The 20649-nt window shown below is 44.7% G+C and carries 22 protein-coding genes; 3 read left to right on the forward strand and 19 right to left on the reverse strand.

The window, feature by feature from the left end; translation table 11 throughout:
* Positions 1 to 192: 192 nt before the first annotated feature.
* Entirely contained in the window at positions 193 to 1134 is a 942-nt protein-coding gene (locus tag AB4583_RS12625; RefSeq protein ID WP_017062139.1) for a chemotaxis protein CheV, read from the reverse strand.
* Positions 1135 to 1302: 168 nt separating this feature from the next.
* A complete protein-coding gene (locus AB4583_RS12630) occupies positions 1303 to 2520 on the reverse strand; it encodes an ROK family protein (protein ID WP_017062140.1) in 1218 nt (405 codons plus the stop codon).
* Between the two features lie 319 nt (positions 2521 to 2839).
* Between AB4583_RS12630 and pyk the strand changes: the two genes are divergently transcribed.
* Positions 2840 to 4288 (forward strand): pyruvate kinase, encoded by a 1449-nt coding sequence (gene pyk / locus AB4583_RS12635; protein ID WP_372117556.1) that lies wholly within the window; start codon positions 2840 to 2842, stop codon positions 4286 to 4288.
* A gap of 159 nt (positions 4289 to 4447) precedes the next feature.
* Here the strand turns inward: pyk and AB4583_RS12640 are convergent, their stop codons facing one another.
* Both AB4583_RS12640 and AB4583_RS12645 read right to left on the reverse strand, forming a co-directional pair.
* Positions 4448 to 5662 (reverse strand): patatin family protein, encoded by a 1215-nt coding sequence (locus AB4583_RS12640; protein WP_017063485.1) that lies wholly within the window; start codon positions 5660 to 5662, stop codon positions 4448 to 4450.
* A 41-nt stretch (positions 5663 to 5703) separates the two neighbouring features.
* Entirely contained in the window at positions 5704 to 5793 is a 90-nt protein-coding gene (locus AB4583_RS12645; RefSeq protein ID WP_100214626.1) for a YnhF family membrane protein, read from the reverse strand.
* Positions 5794 to 5938: 145 nt separating this feature from the next.
* On the opposite strand from AB4583_RS12645, the gene AB4583_RS12650 reads away from it, so the two are divergent.
* Positions 5939 to 6532: an outer membrane beta-barrel protein gene (locus AB4583_RS12650; RefSeq protein ID WP_017067207.1), complete on the forward strand. Its 594-nt coding sequence runs from the start codon at positions 5939 to 5941 to the stop codon at positions 6530 to 6532.
* A 92-nt stretch (positions 6533 to 6624) separates the two neighbouring features.
* Here the strand turns inward: AB4583_RS12650 and AB4583_RS12655 are convergent, their stop codons facing one another.
* The 15 genes from AB4583_RS12655 to yceD all read right to left on the reverse strand — a co-directional run bounded on the left by AB4583_RS12655 (position 6625) and on the right by yceD (position 19731).
* On the reverse strand, positions 6625 to 7029 hold the full coding sequence (locus AB4583_RS12655; RefSeq protein ID WP_017070535.1) for a hypothetical protein: 405 nt from the start codon (positions 7027 to 7029) through the stop codon (positions 6625 to 6627).
* 230 nt (positions 7030 to 7259) lie between these two features.
* Positions 7260 to 8690: a PTS glucose transporter subunit IIBC gene (gene ptsG, locus AB4583_RS12660; RefSeq protein ID WP_017062145.1), complete on the reverse strand. Its 1431-nt coding sequence runs from the start codon at positions 8688 to 8690 to the stop codon at positions 7260 to 7262.
* A gap of 445 nt (positions 8691 to 9135) precedes the next feature.
* On the reverse strand, positions 9136 to 9903 hold the full coding sequence (locus tag AB4583_RS12665; RefSeq protein ID WP_017063483.1) for a TatD family hydrolase: 768 nt from the start codon (positions 9901 to 9903) through the stop codon (positions 9136 to 9138).
* The gene (locus AB4583_RS12670) at positions 9894 to 10859 is read right to left on the reverse strand and encodes a DNA polymerase III subunit delta' (RefSeq protein WP_372052473.1); all 966 of its coding nucleotides are present in this window, start codon (positions 10857 to 10859) and stop codon (positions 9894 to 9896) included. The genes AB4583_RS12665 and AB4583_RS12670 overlap by 10 nt, the downstream gene beginning before the upstream one ends.
* Before the next feature lie 6 nt (positions 10860 to 10865).
* Entirely contained in the window at positions 10866 to 11498 is a 633-nt protein-coding gene (gene tmk / locus AB4583_RS12675; protein ID WP_017062148.1) for a dTMP kinase, read from the reverse strand.
* Between the two features lie 10 nt (positions 11499 to 11508).
* Complete coding sequence (gene mltG / locus AB4583_RS12680; RefSeq protein ID WP_017062149.1) at positions 11509 to 12525, reverse strand: endolytic transglycosylase MltG; 1017 nt, start codon at positions 12523 to 12525, stop codon at positions 11509 to 11511.
* Entirely contained in the window at positions 12522 to 13400 is an 879-nt protein-coding gene (gene pabC, locus AB4583_RS12685; RefSeq protein WP_065583975.1) for an aminodeoxychorismate lyase, read from the reverse strand. Before pabC ends, mltG begins: the two co-directional genes overlap by 4 nt.
* Before the next feature lie 104 nt (positions 13401 to 13504).
* Positions 13505 to 14749, reverse strand: coding sequence for a beta-ketoacyl-ACP synthase II (gene fabF / locus AB4583_RS12690; protein WP_010437291.1), 1245 nt, complete (start codon positions 14747 to 14749; stop codon positions 13505 to 13507).
* Between the two features lie 93 nt (positions 14750 to 14842).
* Positions 14843 to 15076: an acyl carrier protein gene (gene acpP, locus AB4583_RS12695; RefSeq protein WP_004737381.1), complete on the reverse strand. Its 234-nt coding sequence runs from the start codon at positions 15074 to 15076 to the stop codon at positions 14843 to 14845.
* A 166-nt stretch (positions 15077 to 15242) separates the two neighbouring features.
* Positions 15243 to 15977: a 3-oxoacyl-ACP reductase FabG gene (gene fabG, locus AB4583_RS12700; protein ID WP_029235138.1), complete on the reverse strand. Its 735-nt coding sequence runs from the start codon at positions 15975 to 15977 to the stop codon at positions 15243 to 15245.
* Between the two features lie 25 nt (positions 15978 to 16002).
* On the reverse strand, positions 16003 to 16926 hold the full coding sequence (gene fabD / locus AB4583_RS12705; protein ID WP_017063479.1) for an ACP S-malonyltransferase: 924 nt from the start codon (positions 16924 to 16926) through the stop codon (positions 16003 to 16005).
* 80 nt (positions 16927 to 17006) lie between these two features.
* Positions 17007 to 17957, reverse strand: coding sequence for a beta-ketoacyl-ACP synthase III (locus tag AB4583_RS12710; RefSeq protein ID WP_017054985.1), 951 nt, complete (start codon positions 17955 to 17957; stop codon positions 17007 to 17009).
* A gap of 5 nt (positions 17958 to 17962) precedes the next feature.
* A complete protein-coding gene (gene plsX, locus AB4583_RS12715; RefSeq protein WP_372052472.1) occupies positions 17963 to 18988 on the reverse strand; it encodes a phosphate acyltransferase PlsX in 1026 nt (341 codons plus the stop codon).
* Between the two features lie 9 nt (positions 18989 to 18997).
* The gene (gene rpmF, locus AB4583_RS12720; RefSeq protein ID WP_004737376.1) at positions 18998 to 19168 is read right to left on the reverse strand and encodes a 50S ribosomal protein L32; all 171 of its coding nucleotides are present in this window, start codon (positions 19166 to 19168) and stop codon (positions 18998 to 19000) included.
* Positions 19169 to 19203: 35 nt separating this feature from the next.
* Positions 19204 to 19731 carry a 23S rRNA accumulation protein YceD gene (yceD, locus tag AB4583_RS12725; protein ID WP_017062153.1) on the reverse strand — a complete coding sequence of 176 codons (528 nt, stop codon included), beginning with the start codon at positions 19729 to 19731 and terminating at the stop codon, positions 19204 to 19206.
* 149 nt (positions 19732 to 19880) lie between these two features.
* On the opposite strand from yceD, the gene AB4583_RS12730 reads away from it, so the two are divergent.
* The gene (locus tag AB4583_RS12730; protein WP_017067204.1) at positions 19881 to 20462 is read left to right on the forward strand and encodes a nucleoside triphosphate pyrophosphatase; all 582 of its coding nucleotides are present in this window, start codon (positions 19881 to 19883) and stop codon (positions 20460 to 20462) included.
* Positions 20463 to 20649: the final 187 nt, after the last annotated feature.

Raw genomic sequence — 20649 nt, forward strand, 5'->3', positions numbered from 1 at the left:
CCCTATACAGTAATAAGCTCAAAGTCATGACGACTTTAGACGTTAACCATATCATTAAGAGGAACTACCTTAGATTGTGTGTGAAAAATAACGCTAGTAGTTGAGCATATTTCGTTAAGAAAAATATGCTGCGTGAATATTAGCAAGCGTTTTCTATAAGGTCACTCAAAACAAACCGTACAGCAGCATTAATTATAAAATCTGACGCATTCGCTCTTGAGTCACTTCAACCAAGAGGTCTGGCTGGAACTTAGAAATAAAGCGGTTACACCCTACTTTCTCAACCATAGCTTCATTAAAACTTCCACTTAATGAAGTATTTAGCGTGATGAATAGGTCATGCATTCTTGGGTCAGTACGTACTTCGTGTGTCAGCTTGTAGCCGTCCATTTCAGGCATTTCAGCATCGGTGATCATCAACAATATTTCTTGATTGATGTCTTTGCCTTCATCACACCAGCCCTTAAGTAAGGTCAGTGCTTCTAAGCCATCACAACACTCAATAATGTTCAAACCCAACTGCGACAAGGTGCCTTTGATCTGGTTACGCGCTGTTGAAGAGTCATCAACGATAAGCACATTGCGTCCTATCATCTCCTGAGCTAATTGTTCATCTAAAACGCCTTCAGAGATCGAGACATCGTAATCAATGATCTCAGCCAACACTTTCTCAACATCGATGATCTCGACGATCTTGTGCTGCTCTTCTTCTTGAATATGCGTAATAGCGGTTAGGTAGTTTGCACGGCCTGTTGTCTTTGGCGGCGGCTGGATTTCTGTCCATGTCGTGTTCACGATATTACGAACTTGCCCAACCAAGAAACCTTGTACGGTTCGGTTGTATTCCGTAATAATCAGGTTGCTCTCTTGAGACTCCGCACGAGATGGCGGAAAGCCAATGGCACTGCGTAAATCGATAACAGGCACCGATTCACCACGTAAAGACGCAACACCCGTAATATGATGATGAGAGCCCGGTAAGCGAGTGAGTACTGGCACTTTGAGGACTTCTTTCACTTTAAATACGTTAATCGCAAATAGTTGACGACTATTTAAGCTGAATAACAAGAGTTCCAGACGGTTTTCACCGACCAGTTTGGTTCTCTGATCAACCGAATTTAAAACGCCAGACATACAACACCTTAGTGACAAATAATAACTGTGGCTACAATAGCCTACTTCAATAGGTTAAAGCAAAGCGCCAATGCACAGAATGCTTAAACTAAGTACAACAAATGATGTTATACAAAGCTTAAGTACATGGAAAGGTTCAAGGTAAGGCTACAAGACGAGAAAAAGGGGTTAACCTTCAATAACTTTCATTAACAGTTGGCCATCGTATAAGGCCTGCTTGATGAGCGCAGCACCTGGCATGGTTGCCTGCTTATAAAAACGAGATTCCACCAGCTCTAAGTCTTTATGGTAAACCGATAGACTCTGCTCTTCGATACACTTTTGAATCGCCGGGTATAACACGCTCTTCGCCTGATTGATAACACCACCCACCAAGATTTTCTCTGGGTTGAACAGGTTAATCACAATCGCAATCGCAGAACCTAGATAACGGCCTAACTGTTCAATCACTTCGACAGCCAGCGGATCCCCATTAGCAGCGGCAGCACAGATCTGTTCAATAGTGACGTCTTCAAACACCGTTAGCGTTGATTCTTCACCATTTACCAATCTCTCTTTGACTTGCTCACGGATTGCCTGAGAACTCGCCACCGTTTCTAAACAGCCTCGATTACCACAGTGGCAAAGCTTGCCTTCCTTGTCGATCTGGATATGCCCCAACTCACCGATGTTACCGTGACGTCCTTGCAGAACGCGACCATCAAGAATGATCCCGGCACCTAAACCGTGGTGAATCGAGATAAGAACAGAGTTGTCGTTGTCTTGTGAGTTACCAAACAGCTTTTCTGCTAATGCCCACGCTCGGGTATCATTGGCAATAAAAACTGGCAAACCGGTTTCTTTGTAGATCTCCGGCCCCAACGCTAAGTTTTCAACGTTATAGTGCGGCATCTGCAACACAATACCTTGCTCTGAATTCACCAGACCTGGCAGTGTGATAGCGATACTCGTCACCCTGTCGAGTTGCTCGGCATAGGTTTGGAAGAACTCATCGATTTCATGGAGAAGACGCGCAAGCACATCGTCTTGATCACGTTCATGGATATCAATCTTGGTATCGATAAGCACGTCGCCGCCCAATTCATGGAGCGCGATCGTCAAGTATCCGCGACCAAGGCGCATCGACAAAAATTGCCAACCTTCGTTATTGGTTTGCAGACCGACAGCAGGACGCCCACGAGTCGTGGCTTCTTGAACCGTCGTTTCGTGAATAAGGTGAGCTTCAATGAGTTCACGGGTAATTTTAGTAATACTCGCCGGAGCCAACTCACTTTGCTTGGACAGATCGATACGAGAAATAGGACCTTTAAGGTCAATTAGTTTATATACACGACCAGCATTGACCTGTTTGATATGATCAATATGGCCCGGTTGAGCCATGTACATTTTACGCTCCAGAAATCATCAACGAGGTAATTTTTTTACTTTGCGAAGTAATTGTGAAGTCACTTGGTATATCGCCGTGACCAGTATCACGTATATACATGAATCTTTGTGTATCGAGTCAAATAGTTCGAGGAAAATTAACACCCACATCGATAATTTGCGACTTAATTTTCAGAATAAAACATCGCATTTGAGCCCTGAATTCAATAATTAAAGGCAAATCAAGAAATATCCTCCTAGCTCCCAATAAATTATCAATTAATGCATATACTTAATTCAGTCTTTTAAAAGATTACTTGGCCTCACTCTAGGAGTATTCATGACAGCAGAATTAAGAAAAACGAAAATCGTCACAACGCTAGGCCCTTCTACTGATAAAGGTAACGTGCTTGAAGAGATCATCAAAGCCGGTGCCAATATTGTTCGTATGAACTTCTCTCACGGCACCAGCGACGACCATATACAACGCGCAGAAAAAGTCAGAACAATAGCAAAAAGACACGGTACTCAAATCGCCATTCTCGGAGACTTACAAGGTCCCAAGATTCGTGTGTCGACATTCAAAGATGGCAAAATCCAACTTGCCGTAGGCGACCTGTTCACTCTCGATAGCAGCCTAGGTTTAGGTGAAGGCAATCAAGAAGCCGTTGGCCTTGATTACAAAGAACTGCCTAACGACGTATCCGCCGGCGATATACTGTTGCTTGACGATGGTCGTGTTCAACTCAAAGTAACCAAAGTGGAAGGCTGTCGCGTTCATACCGAAGTCATCATTGGCGGCCCACTCTCAAATAACAAAGGCATCAACAAAAAAGGGGGTGGCCTTTCCGCAGAAGCGCTAACAGAAAAAGACAAGCGCGACATCGTCACCGCCGCACAAATCAAAGTGGATTACCTAGCGGTGTCTTTCCCTCGTAATGGTGAAGACATGCACTATGCTCGTCAGCTTGCACGAGAAGCCGGCTTAGAAGCTCACCTCGTCGCAAAAGTGGAGCGAGCAGAGACAGTAGCTACAGTTGAGAACATGGATGACATCATAATGGCCTCAGATGTGGTCATGGTGGCTCGTGGTGACCTCGGAGTGGAAATTGGCGACCCTGAGTTAGTCGGAGTACAAAAACAGCTTATACGCCGTGCCAGAGCGCTTAACCGAACTATCATCACCGCAACTCAGATGATGGAATCAATGATTTCTGCGCCAATGCCAACCCGTGCCGAAGTTATGGATGTTGCCAACGCCGTACTCGATGGCACCGATGCTGTGATGCTGTCTGGTGAAACTGCAGCTGGTGACTACCCAGTCGAAACCGTAAAATCGATGGCTGAAGTCTGTATTGGTGCGGAAAAAATGGCAGGCATTAATAACCAATCCAATTACCGTATTGACCGCACCTTTGTTACTGCCGAAGAAACCGTTTCGATGGCGACCATCTACTCTGCAAACCATATGGAAGGCATTAAAGGCGTTGTCACTCTCACCGAGTCAGGCCGCACCGCACTGATGATGTCTCGCCTGAGTGCCGACATGCCGATCTACGCGCTGTCTCGTAACGAAGGAACGCTTAATCGCTGTACCTTATACCGAGGTGTGACACCAATCTACTTCGAGACAGAAGCCGAAGACAGCTTTGACATTGCACTATCTACACTCACTTGCTTGAAAGAGAAAGGACACCTTAAGTTTGGTGACCTAGTGATCGTCACTCAAGGCGACATTATGGATGTAGCAGGGTCAACCAACTGTATGAGAATCTTGCCTGTCACCTAATATTTGACCTTAAGGCGAAACGATTCGCCTAATCTCAAAAACTTAAAAGGGTTATCGAACCAAGTTCAATAACCCTTTTTCATTTCAGAACACGACTCACTAAAATCTGCTTAAACAGCATAACGAGCTCACAGCATGCTAGCTCATCAACTTCGGGAATTAGTTACCCGCAGCAATGGTGGCTAACTGTGGCATATGCGAGTTGCGAGCGTTTTCCGTTGAGGTATAGGTCTCCACAAATCGGTAACCGGCTTCTAAACCCAATTCGTAATCATGCAGTAAATCATCTTTATGACTCATTAATGAGCTCGATTTAAGCGTTTGACTAGGTGCTATCTGAACCACAAACGCGTCGTCTGGTGGCGAATTCAAAAAATCCTGAGTCAATGAGTAGGTCTGATAATGCACCATCAGCATGTCAGCCAACCCTGAATCAAACTTATCTCCGATTAAATGACTTAAGCGATAAATATCATCTGCACCAAATAGCCAGCGACCACCGTTCAGCAGGTCTAAATGCCCACGGTCACGCTTCTGCTCTTTTGAGCGCATAATTTGTTGTTGGAAGAAAGAGGTCCAGTCGGTTTTCCACTGTTCCACTTTCTGTTGCCAATGGCCTTGAACACTGTCGAAAGATTCGCGGAACCACTCCAGTTCTTCTGCAGATATAGGTTTAGGCGCTTTGACTGAAGATCCTTTAACTGGTGCTTCAACCAAATGGGTATTACCTTCCTCCACCACTGGCTCAGTACGAATCACCACAATAGAACGAGCTTGTCTTCGCCACGCTTCCTGAACTGGGATACACGCCGATACACCACCGTCCACATAAGCACTGTCACCAATAAAGACTTCGTCATTGTACAAGCGAGGAATAGCACAGGTCGCAATCATCACCTTGTACCAATCTTCGCCCAATAATGGGAAGTAGTGGTCTCGTAAGTCTTTGGAATCCGTTACAGCCGCATAGAAGTGGCGATCGCCTAGCGTTTGTCGCCCTAAATCCAGATCGAGCTTATATGGGTAAGCCATGATTTGTTCTAGCGCCCATTCTAATCCTAGGTTCTTTCTGTGTCGTATATAGGAAAAGAGATTGAAGAACTCTGGTGAGGTTGTGAGGTCGAGAACAAAAGAACGTCCAAGGCCTTTATCACGGCACAGATAAGCACATAAGTTGAGAGCACCTGCTGAGGTACCAAAAAATTCGTCGAAGGGGTCAAAATTTGAGAGAAGAAAGGCATCCAGCACTCCAGAAGTAAAAATACTTCTCTGTCCGCCACCTTGAGCGACCAGTGCTGTTTTTCCAGCAATAAACTTAGCGTAATAATCCAAGTCTATTGCTGTATCAATATTGGTTATAATCCCACTATTCATTATTCCCTGAGTATCAAAACTCAGCCTCGCAATAGATGGTATTAACTACCAATCGCAATAAAGCCAAATGAAAGAATGATCATGTAGATAAACACGGTAATTTGTAGGGCATTTTTCAGATTATGGTCCATAGACACCTCTGGTTTATTATTAATTTGTCGAGTCTCTATTTAAGTACTATCAGGTGTGTGAAGTATCTTCAAGAATCGTCGAAATTAGTCGCACAATATTGATGTAACCATCACAATTAGTAAGTGTATGGATAAGGATATACTCATGAATAACAAAGCAAATATGATGGCACTGATTACGCTTCTCTCCGTTTCAAGCGCGTATGCTTCGCCGGAGATCATCATTACACCTATGGTAGGTTATACCGGCGGTGGCAGTGTCGAAGACCAGGACGGTAAAACCTATGACATGAAAGGCTCTGAAAATTACACCTTTGCCATTGAAACGCCACTTGAAAAAGGACGCATCGGCTTCTTCTACTCCAATCAGAGCTCGGAATTAGAAACGCTTAACCTAAGCTCCTCCATCCAATACCTGCACCTTCAAAGCAGCATCTACTACCCTGCTTCGCCTGTGTTGTCGGGTTATCTAGGGCTAGGCCTGGGTGCTTCTTACGTCGATGTAGACTGGGCAAAAGATAAGTATGGATTCTCAACTTCTATCTTTGGTGGCTTAGAGTACAAATTTAGTGACCGACTAGCGTTGAACACACAAGTACGTTGGTTAGGCACGGTTGTCGACAACGATACCTCCGGTGTTTGTAATATCCCAAATAACGGGCAAGAGTGCATCATTCGCTTTGATACCGACTGGATGAACCAATTCCAAGCCAATGTCGGACTGAGTTTTACTTTCTAAGCGGCTCAATGAAGCAAAAATATAAGATCGGCCCAAACTAAAAAACCAGCTAAATGCTGGTTTTTTCATTATTAAAACGGTTTTAGTTCAGGTTAAAACTTATAGGTAACACCTAAAGCGCCGCCCACTTGCAACTCAACACCTTTATACATATCGAGTTCAGGGTGAACTTGAGCGTAAGCATTCCAACCTTCGTAGAAATTCACTTTCACGCCTAACGGCAAGCGTAAGCCAAAGTCGTCATTCCATTCAGCCCAAGCACCAGCACCGACGTACCAGCTCAACGGAGCTTCAGTCTCGAACTGACCACGCTTCAAAATGTAATCAAAGGCAGCACCGTCATTGCCAATCGTAGCACGGTATTTCTGATCAAATTCCACAACGACACTCAGGTCTTGGTCAATGGCGAGTCCCACTTCCAAAGCTGGAGCTTCAGAAGCGTGAGCAAACGAGGCTCCGCTGCAGCACATAAGGCCGATCAAGTAACGATGTTTCATAATATTCTCAGACTGTATTTAAAAAAACGGAAGTCTACTGGAATCTCAGCAAAAGGTGTCATCGCTGGGTAAAAGATAAAAGACACGAAAAATTTAAGAGCAACCATCAACTGATCGAGTTGAATGATAAGTATCTGAGTTAATGGAGATTAAGCACAATAGATCTTTCATAGAGCAGAAAACAAAAAAGGAGGCCTTTCGGCCTCCTTTCAATTTATTGAATCAGAGAATTAACCGTTGTTACGGATCCACTCATCCATGTCTGTCTTAAGGTTGTCAGACTTAGTACCGAAGATAGCTTGTACGCCACCCGCTACTACTACAACACCTGCAGCGCCTAGTTTCTTCAGCTTGTCTTGGTCAACAAGAGCTGTATCAGCTACTGCAACACGTAGACGAGTAATACAAGCGTCAAGACCAGTGATGTTCGCTTTGCCACCGAATGCAGCAACTAGCTCACCAGCAAGTTCAGAACCAGTCGCAACTGACTCTTCTTCAGTCTCGTCTTCACGGCCTGGAGTTTTAAGGTCTAGAGCTTTAATCACAGTGCGGAATACGATGTAGTAAATTGCAGCGTAAGCAATACCACATACAACCATTAGGCCCATCTTAGACGCGTTGCCAGATAGAACTAGGAAGTCGATTAGACCGTGTGAGAAAGATGTACCGTGTACAAAACCTAGAGTGTTCGCAAGAACGTATGCAGAACCAGCTAGTAGAGCGTGGATTGCGTACAGTACTGGAGCAACGAATAGGAAAGAGAATTCGATTGGTTCAGTGATACCCGTTAGGAATGAAGTCAACGCAGCAGAAGCCATGATGCCCATTACTTTAGCGCGGTTTTCAGGCTTAGCTGAGTGTGCAATCGCGATTGCAGCAGCAGGTAGACCGAACATCTTGAACATGTAACCACCAGCTAGCTGACCGAAGCCATTGCCCGCTGCACGAGATGCGTCATCAGCAACTAGGTAACAAGTAAGAACACCGTTTTGAGTTTCGCCAGCAGCGTTTACACAAGTACCAGCTTCAAAGAAGAAAGGTACGTTCCAAACGTGGTGAAGACCAAATGGAATTAGAGAACGCTCAACGATACCGTAGATACCAAACGCCACTTGTGGGTTTTGGTGAGCAGCCCAATCAGAAAACGCAGAGATAGCGCCGCCAACTGGTGGCCATACTACAGATAGTAGGATTGCTAGACCAATCGCAGAGAAACCTGTGATGATTGGCACAGCACGCTTACCAGCGAAGAAGCCAAGGTACTCTGGTAGTTGAATACGGAAGAAACGGTTGAATGCCCAAGCAGCAACACCACCGACTAGGATACCACCTAGTACACCAGTATCGATTTTATCAACGCCCATTACACCAGCCATTACGCCAAGTGTAGCAGTCATGATGCCGTAACCAACGATAGCAGCTAGACCCGCTACACCATCGTTGTTAGTAAAGCCAAGTGCAACACCTACTGCGAACAGTAGTGCCATTTGACCGAATACTGAACCACCAGCTTGTTCCATTAAGTTTGAAACGATTTCTGGAATGAAAGGAAGATCTGCTGCACCGACACCTAGCAAAATACCCGCAACTGGTAAAACTGATACTGGAAGCATCAGAGACTTACCAACTTTCTGCAGGCTAGCAAAAAGGTTCTTAAACATGTTTATGCTCCTGATAAAGATAAAATAATTATATAGGGTTCTAACGGCACACCCCCGTAGCCTATATGTTAGCACCCTGCGAAAATGTAACCATGTATTGCATTATATTTTCTGCCGCTAAATATATATTGATGGGGAACTAACTTTCTAGTCACTTACGAAATTTAGTTTCAAAACACGTCTTGGATCACATGTCAAATCTAGAAATGCAATCCTTTACAAGCATTTAATTAATTGAAAAATATAAGTATTTTTCAAGAGCCCTATTATTTTACTGAGTAAATAAAATAGGAGCGAATGTTATTTTTAGTAACAAAATTACAAATGTTATAATTAGCGCTCTCAAGTTCAACATAATTCGTAAACATTAAAAAAAAACGTATTTTTGGTGATCAAAAACACAAAAAGGGAGCTTTTGCTCCCTTTTATTTGTTTACTTAGATTTTTATCGCAAAAAAAGTTTTTGGTAATTTTTGGTCGTTTGTTCGGCAACCTCTTTCATCGACACACCTTTTAATTGCGCAATGTAGGCCGCCACTTCGACGACATATGCAGGCTGATTCTGCTTTCCACGATATGGAATGGGCGCCAAGTATGGAGAATCCGTCTCGATAAGCAACCTGTTTAGCGGTAGGTTTTTAACAACTTCTTTAAGTTCTGTAGCCTGCTTAAAGGTCACAATGCCTGAAATTGAGATATAGAAACCTAGTTCCATTGCTGCTTCTGCGAATGCTTGATCTTCGGTAAAGCAGTGAATCACACCGCCACACTTCTCAGCTCCGCCATCACGTAAAATAGCTAATGTGTCTTCACGTGCGTTACGAGTGTGAATGATCAAAGGTTTATTCAGCTCAACGGCTAACTCAACATGCTGCTTAAATCGTAGCTGTTGCAGCTCCGCCGTCTCTGGTTGGTAGTGATAATCTAAACCTGTCTCTCCAATCGCCACAACCTTAGGGTTGCTCGCGTATTCACGCATTGTCTCTAGGCTGAAATCACTTTCAACATCGAGAGGGTGAACGCCACAAGAGGCTTTAACGTTATCAAACGGCGAGATCATCTCGAGCATATTTTCAAACGAATCGAGTGTCACACCGACAGAAAGCAATTGGTCTACATTAGCAGCCTTCGCCTTGTTAACCACATCTTCTACGCTGGTGTGTAAATCTTGGTAATCCAGTTTGTCTAAATGACAGTGGGAATCTACGAACATGTTTCCTCGCAAGTGGCTATCAGCCAATTCATTATGAGTAGCTCCGTATTGAGCCCAGGGTGTTGCTTTAACTGCTCAATCAATGTCAGCAGTTTATTCGATGCTGCATAAGCACTTTGATAAGACATCGCCTCACACAGTGCTTTCGCACTCGGAGTGAAAGCCTGATTCGCCAAACCAAAATGCAGCTTCTGTACATCTGACAATAGATGCCAAAGCCAGCCAAGTTGAATCAAAGGGTCTTTGCTAAGCTCTGTAGAGAACTCTAGCATGTCAGGTTGAGTGCCTTTTATCACATTCACAAAGCCATCGAGCGCTTTTGTTGAAGCTTCAACGCCACCTTGCTCAAACATCGCTTTTGCTTTTAAAGGCGCGTTGTCATTGAGTGCTAAAATATACTGCGGTACCGCTTTGCCCACTTCACCATCTAACCACGCTGATGCTGTCTCTAACTGCGGACTAACCACATTGAATTGCTGACAACGGCTAATAATAGTCGGCATTAAGCGATTACTGTTACGAGTAGACAGAATGAAGATGCACTTGCTTGATGGCTCTTCCAGAGTTTTCAATAGTGCGTTGGAAGCCGATTCGTTCATTGCTTCAGCAGGGTTAAGCAAAATAACGCGCAAACCACCTAACTGAGAAGACTCTTGAGCCCAGCGGTTACTGGCACGCACTTGATCAACCGTGATCGACTTACCTTCTTTCTCGGGTGAGATCACATGAAAATCAGGATGACTGCCCGACTTCATTAACTCACAGCTGTGGCAAAACCCGCACGACTCGCTTTCATAGTTCGTGCACATCAATGCGTCGGTAAGTTGGCTAATCAAAGCATCAACGCCGAGCCCTTCCGGTGCATTAACAATCACAGAGTTAGGAAAACGCTCCGCATCGAGACTTTTTTTCCACTCACTCCATACCGGTGTGAGCCAAGAATACACTTCAGCCATGACTACCTACTGTTTGTCGAGCCAAGCAGTTAGCGCGACTTTAATATCAGCGGCTACTTGCTCAATTTCTTGCTGCGCGTTAATCACAAGTACAGAATCATCTTGTTCTGCAATTTCTAGATAGCGCTCACGCGTGCGGTCGAAAAATGAGATGTCCATCTTTTCAATTCTATCAAGCTCACCACGGCCTCTAGCACGCTCTAGCCCTACTCTAGGGTCTAGGTCCAAATATAGCGTTAGATCGGGTTTAAAGCCGCCTAGCGTGGTTGCTTTCAGTGATTCCATAGTCGTGCGCGCGATCTGGCGACCACCACCTTGGTATGCCTGTGAAGACATATCATGACGATCACCCAATACCCATTGACCATTGGCGAGTGCCGGCTTGATGACGTTCTCGACTAATTGAACACGTGCTGCATACATCAACAGCAATTCAGTCATGTCTTGAAGCTTCTCGCCTTCGTGCTCTTCTTTAACCAATGAACGCATCTTTTCAGCTAAGACAGTACCACCCGGCTCGCGAGTATTAACAATATCTTCAACACCCGATGCTTTTAATGTCTCAACGATGGCATTGATTGCTGTGCTTTTGCCAGCGCCTTCAAGGCCTTCAACCACGATAAATTTCGACTGATTCATAATTATTTCTTTATCTGTTTTTTCTTAATTGCTTTAAGTAAGCTCGCACTGCACGGTTATGCTCAGTCAAACTCTTTGAAAATACGTGCCCACCTGTTCCACTCGCAACGAAATACAAGTAGTTGCTCTTCTCTGGATTCAACGCCGCGTTGATAGACGCTTTGCCTGCCATAGCGATAGGTGTCGGTGGCAAGCCACTCATTGTATAGGTGTTGTAAGGCGTTGGCGTGCGTAAGTCTTTCTTACGGATGTTGCCATCGTAGCTGTCACCCATGCCATAGATAACCGTTGGGTCAGTTTGCAAACGCATACGCTTGTTTAGACGGTTAACAAACACAGAAGAAACACGCTCACGTTCTGACGCAACAGCGGTCTCTTTCTCAATGATAGATGCAAGAATTAACGCTTCGTATGGCGATTTAAGAGGCAGCTTATCCGCTCGATTTTCCCACTCTTCATTCACCACGCTCATTAGGTCTCGATGCGCGCGCTTCAACAAATCTAAATCAGTGGTGCCGTAGGTGTAGTGATACGTTTCTGCTAAGAAGAGACCTTCTAGCTTTTCGTTTTCAATACCCAACTTTTCAGCGATCTCTTTTTCAGAAACGCCATCCAATGTCTGTTGAATGAATTCGTTGTCTTTTAGCTGAACAAGCCATTCGTCAAAACGACTGCCTTCAACAAAGGTAATAGTAAACTGGTGTTCTTTCCCTTCTACAAGCACCTGTAGCGCTTGCTCTAAGGTTAAACCCGGTTCAAGCAGGAAAGTACCCGCTTTTACGTCTACAAGCTCAGGATGTAACTTACGGATTAATTTCTCGTAAGGAGAAGCCTCAAACAGCCCCTCGTTAATCAACTGGGCCAGAACGCGGTTAAAGCTGCTACCTGAAGCAACAGTCACGACTTGTGGTTTTTCTAATTGAATAACTTGTTTCAGGTTATCTTGCGCTTGGTTGTAAACATAAAAACCAGCAGCACCGGCTGCAATTAAGCACAAGATAATAAAAATAAATAACTTTTTGATCACGAGTTTAGTTGTCCTTGAAGGCTACGAGTAACGGTTCCAATGTTAAATTGGGTATCACTAATACGGGTAACTGGGGCAACCCCTAAAATGGAGTTTGTCATGAAAACCTCATCAGCTTGCATGAGTTGAGATAAGCAATAGTCACTAATTGTAACGGAAAGTTCAGCCTGATTCAGCGCGGTTAACACTTGCTTACGCATAACCCCCGCGACACCACTTTGAGTGAGTTGAGGTGTGTATATCGACTGACCTTTGCGCCAGAACAGATTGGCCATGGTGGTTTCAATCACATTGCCCGATATATCAAGAACCACACCATCCACTTCATTAGCTTGATCCATTTCATCTTTCATCAAAATCTGCTCAAGGCGATTATTGTGCTTATGGCCAGCCAGTAGTGGGCTCAAACCTAGCGCTTGATGGCAGATACCGAGTTCAACACCGGAGTCTTGCCACGCTGAATAATGGCTTGGGTAATCAAAGGTACTGATGGTGATTGTCGGCTTGGCGATATTCTTGGTACTGTAGCCACGCCCACCCGCTCCACGACTAACGTGCAGCTTGATCCCTGCTTTTTGATTATGAGGCTTGTTGGCGTTATGGAGCTTCTTTGAACCATCAAGGCTCTTTGTGCCATGAAGAGCGTTATGTTGGATGTGTTGAAGCGCAGTATCGAGCCAAAGACTAACAACATCCCAATCAAGAGCAGAAATGCGTAGTGCTTTAAGGCACTCGTCGACACGGTGCTGATGATCGTGAAGATGTTGTATCTCACCATCACTCACGAGCATTGTCGTAAAACAGCCGTCTCCGTACTGAAACGAGCGATCCAAAATATCGATAGTTTGCTGGCTTTCTCCATCAACCCAAAACATGTTTTTCCCCATAAAAAGAAACGGCTCAATGCTAAAGCATCAAGCCGTTTAAAAACAAGTCTAATTGTGACTATCTACGAGTGTTTACGTCTTTAATAAGATGATTAAATCTTTTTGAAGATCAAACAGCCGTTTGTACCACCGAAACCGAATGAGTTACATGCAGCATATTCCATGTTGCTAACTTCACGCGCAGTGTGAGGTACTAAGTCAATATCTAAGCCTTCTTCAGGATCATCTAGGTTGATTGTTGGTGGAACAATTTGGTCAACCAGAGACATAGCCGTGATGATAGCTTCAGCAGAACCAGCAGCACCTAGAAGGTGGCCTGTCATTGATTTCGTAGAAGAAACCAATACTTGCTTGCTGCCTGCTTCGCCAAGAGCACGCTTGATGCCCTTAACTTCCGCTACGTCACCTGCAGGAGTCGAAGTACCGTGTGCGTTTACATAACCGATTTGTTCACCAGTAATGCCAGCATCACGCATAGCCGCTTCCATTGCTAGTGCGCCACCTGAGCCATCTTCACTTGGAGATGTCATGTGGTAAGCGTCACCCGACATACCGAAGCCAACTAGCTCACAGTAAATCTTAGCGCCACGAGCTTTCGCATGTTCGTACTCTTCAAGAACCATCATGCCTGCACCGTCGCCAAGAACGAAGCCATCACGGCCTTTGTCCCATGGACGAGAAGCTTTTTGAGGCTCATCGTTACGAGTAGAAAGTGCTTTAGCCGCACCAAAACCGCCCATACCTAGTGGAGTTGATGCTTTTTCAGCACCACCCGCTAGCATTGCGTCTGCATCGCCGTATGCAATCATACGAGCCGCGTGACCAATGTTATGTAGGCCAGTCGTACATGCAGTAGAAATCGCGATGTTTGGACCGCGTAGGCCACGCATGATAGACATGTGACCAGCAATCATATTCACGATCGTCGACGGTACGAAGAACGGGCTGATCTTACGAGGGCCTTTTTCAGTTAGAGCTTGGTGACCGGCTTCGATCAAACCAAGACCACCAATACCAGAACCGATAGCAACACCCACACGTGGAGCGTTTTCTTCAGTAATAGTTAGGGCTGAATCATCTAAAGCTTGAATACCTGCTGCGACGCCGTACTGGATGAACAAGTCCATCTTACGAGCATCTTTTTTAGTCATATACTCTTCGCAGTTAAAGTCTTTAACTAGACCTGCAAAACGAGTTGAGAAATTGGTTGCATCAAAATGATCGATATTAACGATACCACTTTGACCAGCTAGCAGGGCTTTCCAAGAAGATTCTACAGTGTTGCCTACCGGTGACAACATACCCATGCCAGTGACAACTACACGACGCTTGGACACGATTTTACACTCCGGGGATTGAGGTGATTTAAGATGAGGATAGATGAGTTAGATAAAACACAGGCGGTCGAGGTGACCGCCTGGGAGAGATTATTACTGAGCGCTAGTTACGTAATCGATAGCTGCTTGAACAGTAGTAATTTTCTCAGCTTCTTCATCTGGGATTTCAGTGTCGAATTCTTCTTCTAGAGCCATTACTAGCTCTACTGTGTCTAGAGAATCTGCACCTAGGTCATCAACGAAAGAAGCTTCGTTTTTAACTTCAGCTTCGTCTACACCTAGCTGTTCAACAATGATTTTCTTTACGCGTTCTTCGAGGTTGCTCATTTTTTCTTTTCCTTTACAGAGTTCGCTTTATGCGATGTTTTCCGTAGTTTATTCAATCTATTGAAAGTTGCAAGGTCAACTTTTCTGGTCAAACCACAATTTTCACGATTTTAACCGAAATTACGTATGATCTTGACTTAAATCATGCACAAATGTTGCACATAATTTACACCATGTACATACCGCCATTGACGTGAAGTGTTTCACCTGTGATATAAGCTGCCGCAGGTGACGCCAAAAATACCACAGCTTCAGCGATTTCGCGAGGGTCACCTAGTCGACCTGCTGGTACATTCGCCAAAGTTGCTGCACGTTGGTCATCATTTAGCGCTTTAGTCATGTCAGTTTCGATGAAACCAGGAGCTACAGTGTTCACTGTAACGCCACGAGACGCAACTTCACGAGCCATTGATTTAGTAAAACCAATTACGCCTGCTTTTGCAGCTGCGTAGTTAGCTTGACCAGCGTTACCCATAGTACCTACTACAGAACCAACGTTTACGATACGGCCTTGACGTTTCTTCATCATGCCACGCAATACAGCTTTAGACATGCGGAAGATAGGCGTTAGGTTAGTATCGATGATGTCATTCCATTCGTCGTCTTTCATACGCATCAGTAGGTTATCACGAGTGATACCTGCGTTGTTAACTAGAATGTCAATCGCACCGAATTCATCGTTGATGGTTTTCAGTGTAGCAGCAATTGAGTCAGTATCCGTTACATTAAGAGCAAGACCTTTACCGTTCTCACCAAGGTACTCGCTGATTGCAGCTGCGCCGCCTTCAGATGTCGCAGTACCGATAACTTTAGCACCACGCTCAACTAAAAGTTCAGCGATTGCACGACCGATGCCACGGCTTGCGCCTGTAACTAGTGCAACTTTGCCTTCTAAATTCATCATAACTTCTCTATTAAGTGGTTATTTACTTAGCAGCTTCTAGTGATGCAGTGTCATTAACTGCAGCAGCTGTCATAGTTTTTACGATTCGTTTTGTTAGACCAGTAAGAACTTTACCAGGGCCTAATTCAAGTAGCTTCTCAACGCCTTGCTCATTCATCGCTTGTACGCCTTCAGTCCAACGAACTGGGCTGTACAGCTGACGAACAAGTGCGTCTTTAATTTTTGCAGGATCTGTTTCAGCGATAACATCAACGTTATTGATAACAGGCAATGCTGGCGTGTTGAACTCTAGAGCTTCTAGAGCCACTGCTAGCTTATCTGCTGCTGGCTTCATCAGTGCACAGTGAGACGGCACAGAAACAGGTAACGGAAGTGCACGCTTAGCGCCCGCTTCTTTACAAAGTGCACCAGCACGCTCTACTGCAGCTTTGTTACCCGCGATAACAACTTGGCCAGGAGAGTTAAAGTTAACTGGAGACACAACTTCGTCTTGCGCAGCTTCTTCACACGCTTTAGCAATCGCTTCATCGTCTAGACCGATGATTGCGTACATTGCACCAACACCTGCAGGAACCGCTTCTTGCATCAGTTGACCACGTAGTTCAACCAGCTTGATCGCTTCTTTAAAGTCGATAACGCCGGCACATACAAGAGCAGAATATTCACCTAGGCTGTGACCTGCTAGATTTACAGGTTGCTCTAGGCCAAGCTCTTGCCATACACGCCAAATTGCAACAGACGCTGTTAATAGAGCCGGTTGAGTGCGAAAAGTTTCATTTAGATTTTCTACAGGACCATCTTGAACCAATGCCCATAGATCGTAACCAAGTGCTTCTGAAGCTTCAGCAAATGTCTTTTTAACAACATCATACTGTTCGCCTAGGTCAGCAAGCATACCGATAGCTTGAGAGCCTTGGCCTGGGAATACGATAGCAAATTTGCTCATTGTAATTTTCCTTTAAGCAAAGCAAAAAATTGAATAAGGCACATAAGTTATGTGCCTTGTTTGTTGATTATCGCTTGGGGTTAGAATTTAACTAACGCAGAACCCCAAGTGAAGCCGCCGCCAAATGCTTCAAGTAGAAGCGTTTGACCACGTTTAATTCGCCCGTCGCGAACAGCCTCATCTAGGGCCGTTGGTACGGTAGCTGCTGACGTGTTGCCGTGCTTATCAAGAGTAATCACTACTTGATCAAGCGACATCGTCAGCTTTTTAGCGGTTGCCGAGATAATACGGTAGTTCGCTTGGTGTGGAACTAACCAATCAAGCTCTGACTTATCCATATTGTTCGCCGCTAAGGTGTCTTTAACTAGCTTAGAAAGCTGAGTTACCGCCACTTTAAATACTTCGTTGCCCGCCATGTGCAGCCATTTGTCTGCATCACCGCCGCGCTCTGGTACTTCTAGGCTTAGAAGCTCACCGTATTTACCATCAGAGTAAATATGAGTAGACAAAATACCTGGCTCTTCGCTTGCGCCTACAACCACCGCGCCTGCTGCATCACCAAATAGGATGATAGTAGAGCGGTCAGTCGGATCACAGGTTTTTGACAGTGCATCAGCACCAATCACCAAAACATTTTTACACATGCCAGTCTTGATGTGTTGATCAGCAACAGACAATGCATAGACGAAGCCAGAGCATGCCGCAGCCAAATCAAACGCAGGGCAACCTTTGATACCAAGTTTGCCTTGTACCTGACATGCCGAAGACGGAAATGTATGGCTACTGCTGGTTGTCGCAACGATGATTAAATCAATCTCTTCTTTGTCGATACCTGCCATTTCAATGGCATTTTCAGCAGCGTAAAACGCCATATCAGCAACGGTTTCGTTTTCCGCTGAAATACGACGCTCTTTAATACCTGTTCTAGCAACGATCCACTCATCGCTAGTCTCTACCATTTTCTCTAAGTCTGCGTTAGTACGCACCTGAGATGGCAAGTAGCTGCCAGTACCTAAAATTTTGCTATACATGAAGACTAATAATGCCTCTCGAGTAAAACCGCTTCCAAACGATCGCTAATGCGGCTGGGGACTTGTCGTTTGACCTCGTGTACTGCTTCACCAATCGCGTTGACGACTGCAGACACATCAGCACTTCCATGACTTTTAATGACAATGCCGCGCAATCCTAACAAACTTGCGCCGTTATACTGGTCGGGGTTCAAGGTTTTTAATTCAGTAAATAGCTCAGAAAACAGCATTCTGGCTATCCAACCCTTTATTGTTGAAGCTATCATGCGCGTTTTTAGCTTATCAATAAAGAGCTGAGCCGTACCTTCGCACGTTTTTAAGCAAACATTGCCCACAAAACCATCACATACGACGACATCAGCAGCATCTTGAAGTAATTGATTACCTTCAATATAGCCTATGAAGTTCACAGACTGAGTATTAGACAACATTTCAGCGCATCGTTTTACAAGGTCATTGCCTTTAATTTCTTCTGCACCGATATTCAAGATAGCGACACGTGGTGCGCGACCTAAATGTTGTTCTGCTAATGCACTGCCCATGACAGCAAACTGAAACAGTGAATCTGCGTCACTAGAAACGTTCGCCCCTAAATCAAGCATCCATGTGCGATTTCCGGATGCAGTAGGCAAAGCTGAAACCAATGCAGGCCTATCAATACCGGGAAGAAGCTTGAGTCTGAAACGGGATAAAGCCATCAGTGCGCCAGTGTTACCACCACTCACACAAGCATCAGCCTGTGATTCGGCAACCAGATCGATAGCGGCACGCATAGAGCTACCCTGACTATTACGTAAGGCTAGTGAAGGTTTTTCAGAATTGGAAATGACTCGATCACAATGCTGGATACTCAAACGAGAATCAGGCATTCGACCTAATGAAGATAATTGAGATGTGATCGCGTTTCGATCACCTATTAGAATGACTTTTAGCTCTGGGAAATACGACAGTGCCTGCACGGCGGCAGGCACTGTTACACGAGGACCGAAGTCCCCGCCCATTGCATCAAGCGCAACGGTTAGATTTTGCAAAGGTCAACCTTACTTGTTGATAACCTTTTTGCCGCGGTAGAAACCTTCGGCAGTCACGTTGTGACGTAGGTGAGTTTCACCTGAAGTTGCGTCTACAGAAAGTGCAGCTGTAGTTAGCGCATCGTGTGAACGACGCATGCCACGCATTGAACGTGATTTCTTGCTCTTTTGTACGGCCATTGACCCTACTCCTATGTAAATTCTTAAAGAAGCAATTACTTCTTTAAGCTTTTTAAAACATCAAATGGATTCGGCTTTTTGTCTTCCTCAATTTCTTCAGGAAGTTCACCAAACACCAAGTTATTTGAGTTAACGCTACATTTCGCATCGTCGTGCATTGCTATTTGTGGCAATCCAAGGATGAACTCGTCTTCAACTAATTGAATCAGGTCTAACTCACCGTACTCGTTCAGATCTACCAAATCGTACTCTTCCGGTGCTTCCTCTTCACTTTTCTCACTGTAAACAGGAGTATAAGTAAATTGGACATCGCACTCATGTGCGAAAACCTCATTACAACGTTGACACTCTAAATCGACTTCGACGTTAGCTTTACCAGAGATAACGACTAATCGTTGTTCATCAAGCCCAAATGACATTGAGACTTGCGCGTCACGTTTTACGCCTTCAGTTGCTTCAGTTAAACGCTTCAAAAGACTGACCTGGATGATACCATCCATATCGAGTCGTTTTTGAGCCGTTCTTGCCGGATCAACTGTACGCGGTATTTTTTCCTTTTGCATAGGGCGCGAATCTTATCTTCCAAATCGTGTTTAGTCAAAGGAAATGGCAAAAAAAATGTACTTTCCTGCCTTTCCTATTCAGAGCATTATGAATAGCAGGACAAGTTACGTTATCCTGAGATAAATGCTTCCTTGAATTGTAAATTAAAATGAGAAATTACCAACTAGTTTTAGCCTCTACATCACCATTTAGGCAAGAGATCCTCAAAAAACTACAGTTAAGCTTCATTACAGCCAAGCCAGACTGCGATGAAACGCCGCTTCCAGAAGAGACACCACAACAGTTGGTGATGCGCCTTGCTGAGACCAAAGCTAAGTCTTGTGTTGTGGAGCAACCTAGCTTAGTCATTGGTTCTGATCAGGTTTGTGTGATTGATGGAGAGATCATTGGTAAGCCTCACACTCGAGAAAAAGCGATCGAGCAGTTATCTCGTCAAAGCGGCAAGAGCATTACTTTTTATACTGGGCTTTCGGTTTGGAACAACGAGACCAATGAAGCTGACACACGTCTCGACACCTTTGTAGTGCATTTCCGCGATTTAACTAAGCAACAGATCATTAGTTATGTTGAAAAAGAGCAGCCTTATTACTGCGCAGGTAGCTTTATGTGTGAAGGGTTAGGCATCGCGTTGTTTAAACAGATGGAAGGGAAAGACCCAAATACTTTGATCGGCTTACCGCTGATCGATCTAGTCGATATGTTAGAAGCGCAAGGAATGGGGGTACTATAACGGATACGCTCTCTTTGTTAGAGATTCCCTACTCCTTCCTTCGTCAGTCTAGGGAATGGCGGAACACGCAATTTTATCTAACCAGCTAATGATATAGAACGTAATTTTAAAAAGTCGTCATCCTCAAGAACGAGGAACGAGCGACTTGGGGATCTTCTACAACAGATGAATCGAGTAGGAGGAGGCC

The sequence above is a fragment of the Vibrio sp. 10N.222.49.C12 genome, from assembly GCF_041475025.1.
GTDB classification, from domain to species: domain Bacteria; phylum Pseudomonadota; class Gammaproteobacteria; order Enterobacterales; family Vibrionaceae; genus Vibrio; species Vibrio crassostreae_C.

Coding starts and splice junctions, on each gene's coding strand:
- AB4583_RS12625 (WP_017062139.1), bottom strand. CDS start 1,134: ATGTCTGGCGTTTTAAATTCGGTTGATCAGAGAACCAAACTGGTCGGT.
- AB4583_RS12630 (WP_017062140.1), bottom strand. CDS start 2,520: ATGTACATGGCTCAACCGGGCCATATTGATCATATCAAACAGGTCAAT.
- pyk (WP_372117556.1), top strand. CDS start 2,840: ATGACAGCAGAATTAAGAAAAACGAAAATCGTCACAACGCTAGGCCCT.
- AB4583_RS12640 (WP_017063485.1), bottom strand. CDS start 5,662: ATGAATAGTGGGATTATAACCAATATTGATACAGCAATAGACTTGGAT.
- AB4583_RS12645 (WP_100214626.1), bottom strand. CDS start 5,793: ATGGACCATAATCTGAAAAATGCCCTACAAATTACCGTGTTTATCTAC.
- AB4583_RS12650 (WP_017067207.1), top strand. CDS start 5,939: ATGAATAACAAAGCAAATATGATGGCACTGATTACGCTTCTCTCCGTT.
- AB4583_RS12655 (WP_017070535.1), bottom strand. CDS start 7,029: ATGAAACATCGTTACTTGATCGGCCTTATGTGCTGCAGCGGAGCCTCG.
- ptsG (WP_017062145.1), bottom strand. CDS start 8,690: ATGTTTAAGAACCTTTTTGCTAGCCTGCAGAAAGTTGGTAAGTCTCTG.
- AB4583_RS12665 (WP_017063483.1), bottom strand. CDS start 9,903: ATGTTCGTAGATTCCCACTGTCATTTAGACAAACTGGATTACCAAGAT.
- AB4583_RS12670 (WP_372052473.1), bottom strand. CDS start 10,859: ATGGCTGAAGTGTATTCTTGGCTCACACCGGTATGGAGTGAGTGGAAA.
- tmk (WP_017062148.1), bottom strand. CDS start 11,498: ATGAATCAGTCGAAATTTATCGTGGTTGAAGGCCTTGAAGGCGCTGGC.
- pabC (WP_065583975.1), bottom strand. CDS start 13,400: ATGTTTTGGGTTGATGGAGAAAGCCAGCAAACTATCGATATTTTGGAT.
- acpP (WP_004737381.1), bottom strand. CDS start 15,076: ATGAGCAACCTCGAAGAACGCGTAAAGAAAATCATTGTTGAACAGCTA.
- fabG (WP_029235138.1), bottom strand. CDS start 15,977: ATGAATTTAGAAGGCAAAGTTGCACTAGTTACAGGCGCAAGCCGTGGC.
- fabD (WP_017063479.1), bottom strand. CDS start 16,926: ATGAGCAAATTTGCTATCGTATTCCCAGGCCAAGGCTCTCAAGCTATC.
- AB4583_RS12710 (WP_017054985.1), bottom strand. CDS start 17,957: ATGTATAGCAAAATTTTAGGTACTGGCAGCTACTTGCCATCTCAGGTG.
- rpmF (WP_004737376.1), bottom strand. CDS start 19,168: ATGGCCGTACAAAAGAGCAAGAAATCACGTTCAATGCGTGGCATGCGT.
- yceD (WP_017062153.1), bottom strand. CDS start 19,731: ATGCAAAAGGAAAAAATACCGCGTACAGTTGATCCGGCAAGAACGGCT.
- AB4583_RS12730 (WP_017067204.1), top strand. CDS start 19,881: ATGAGAAATTACCAACTAGTTTTAGCCTCTACATCACCATTTAGGCAA.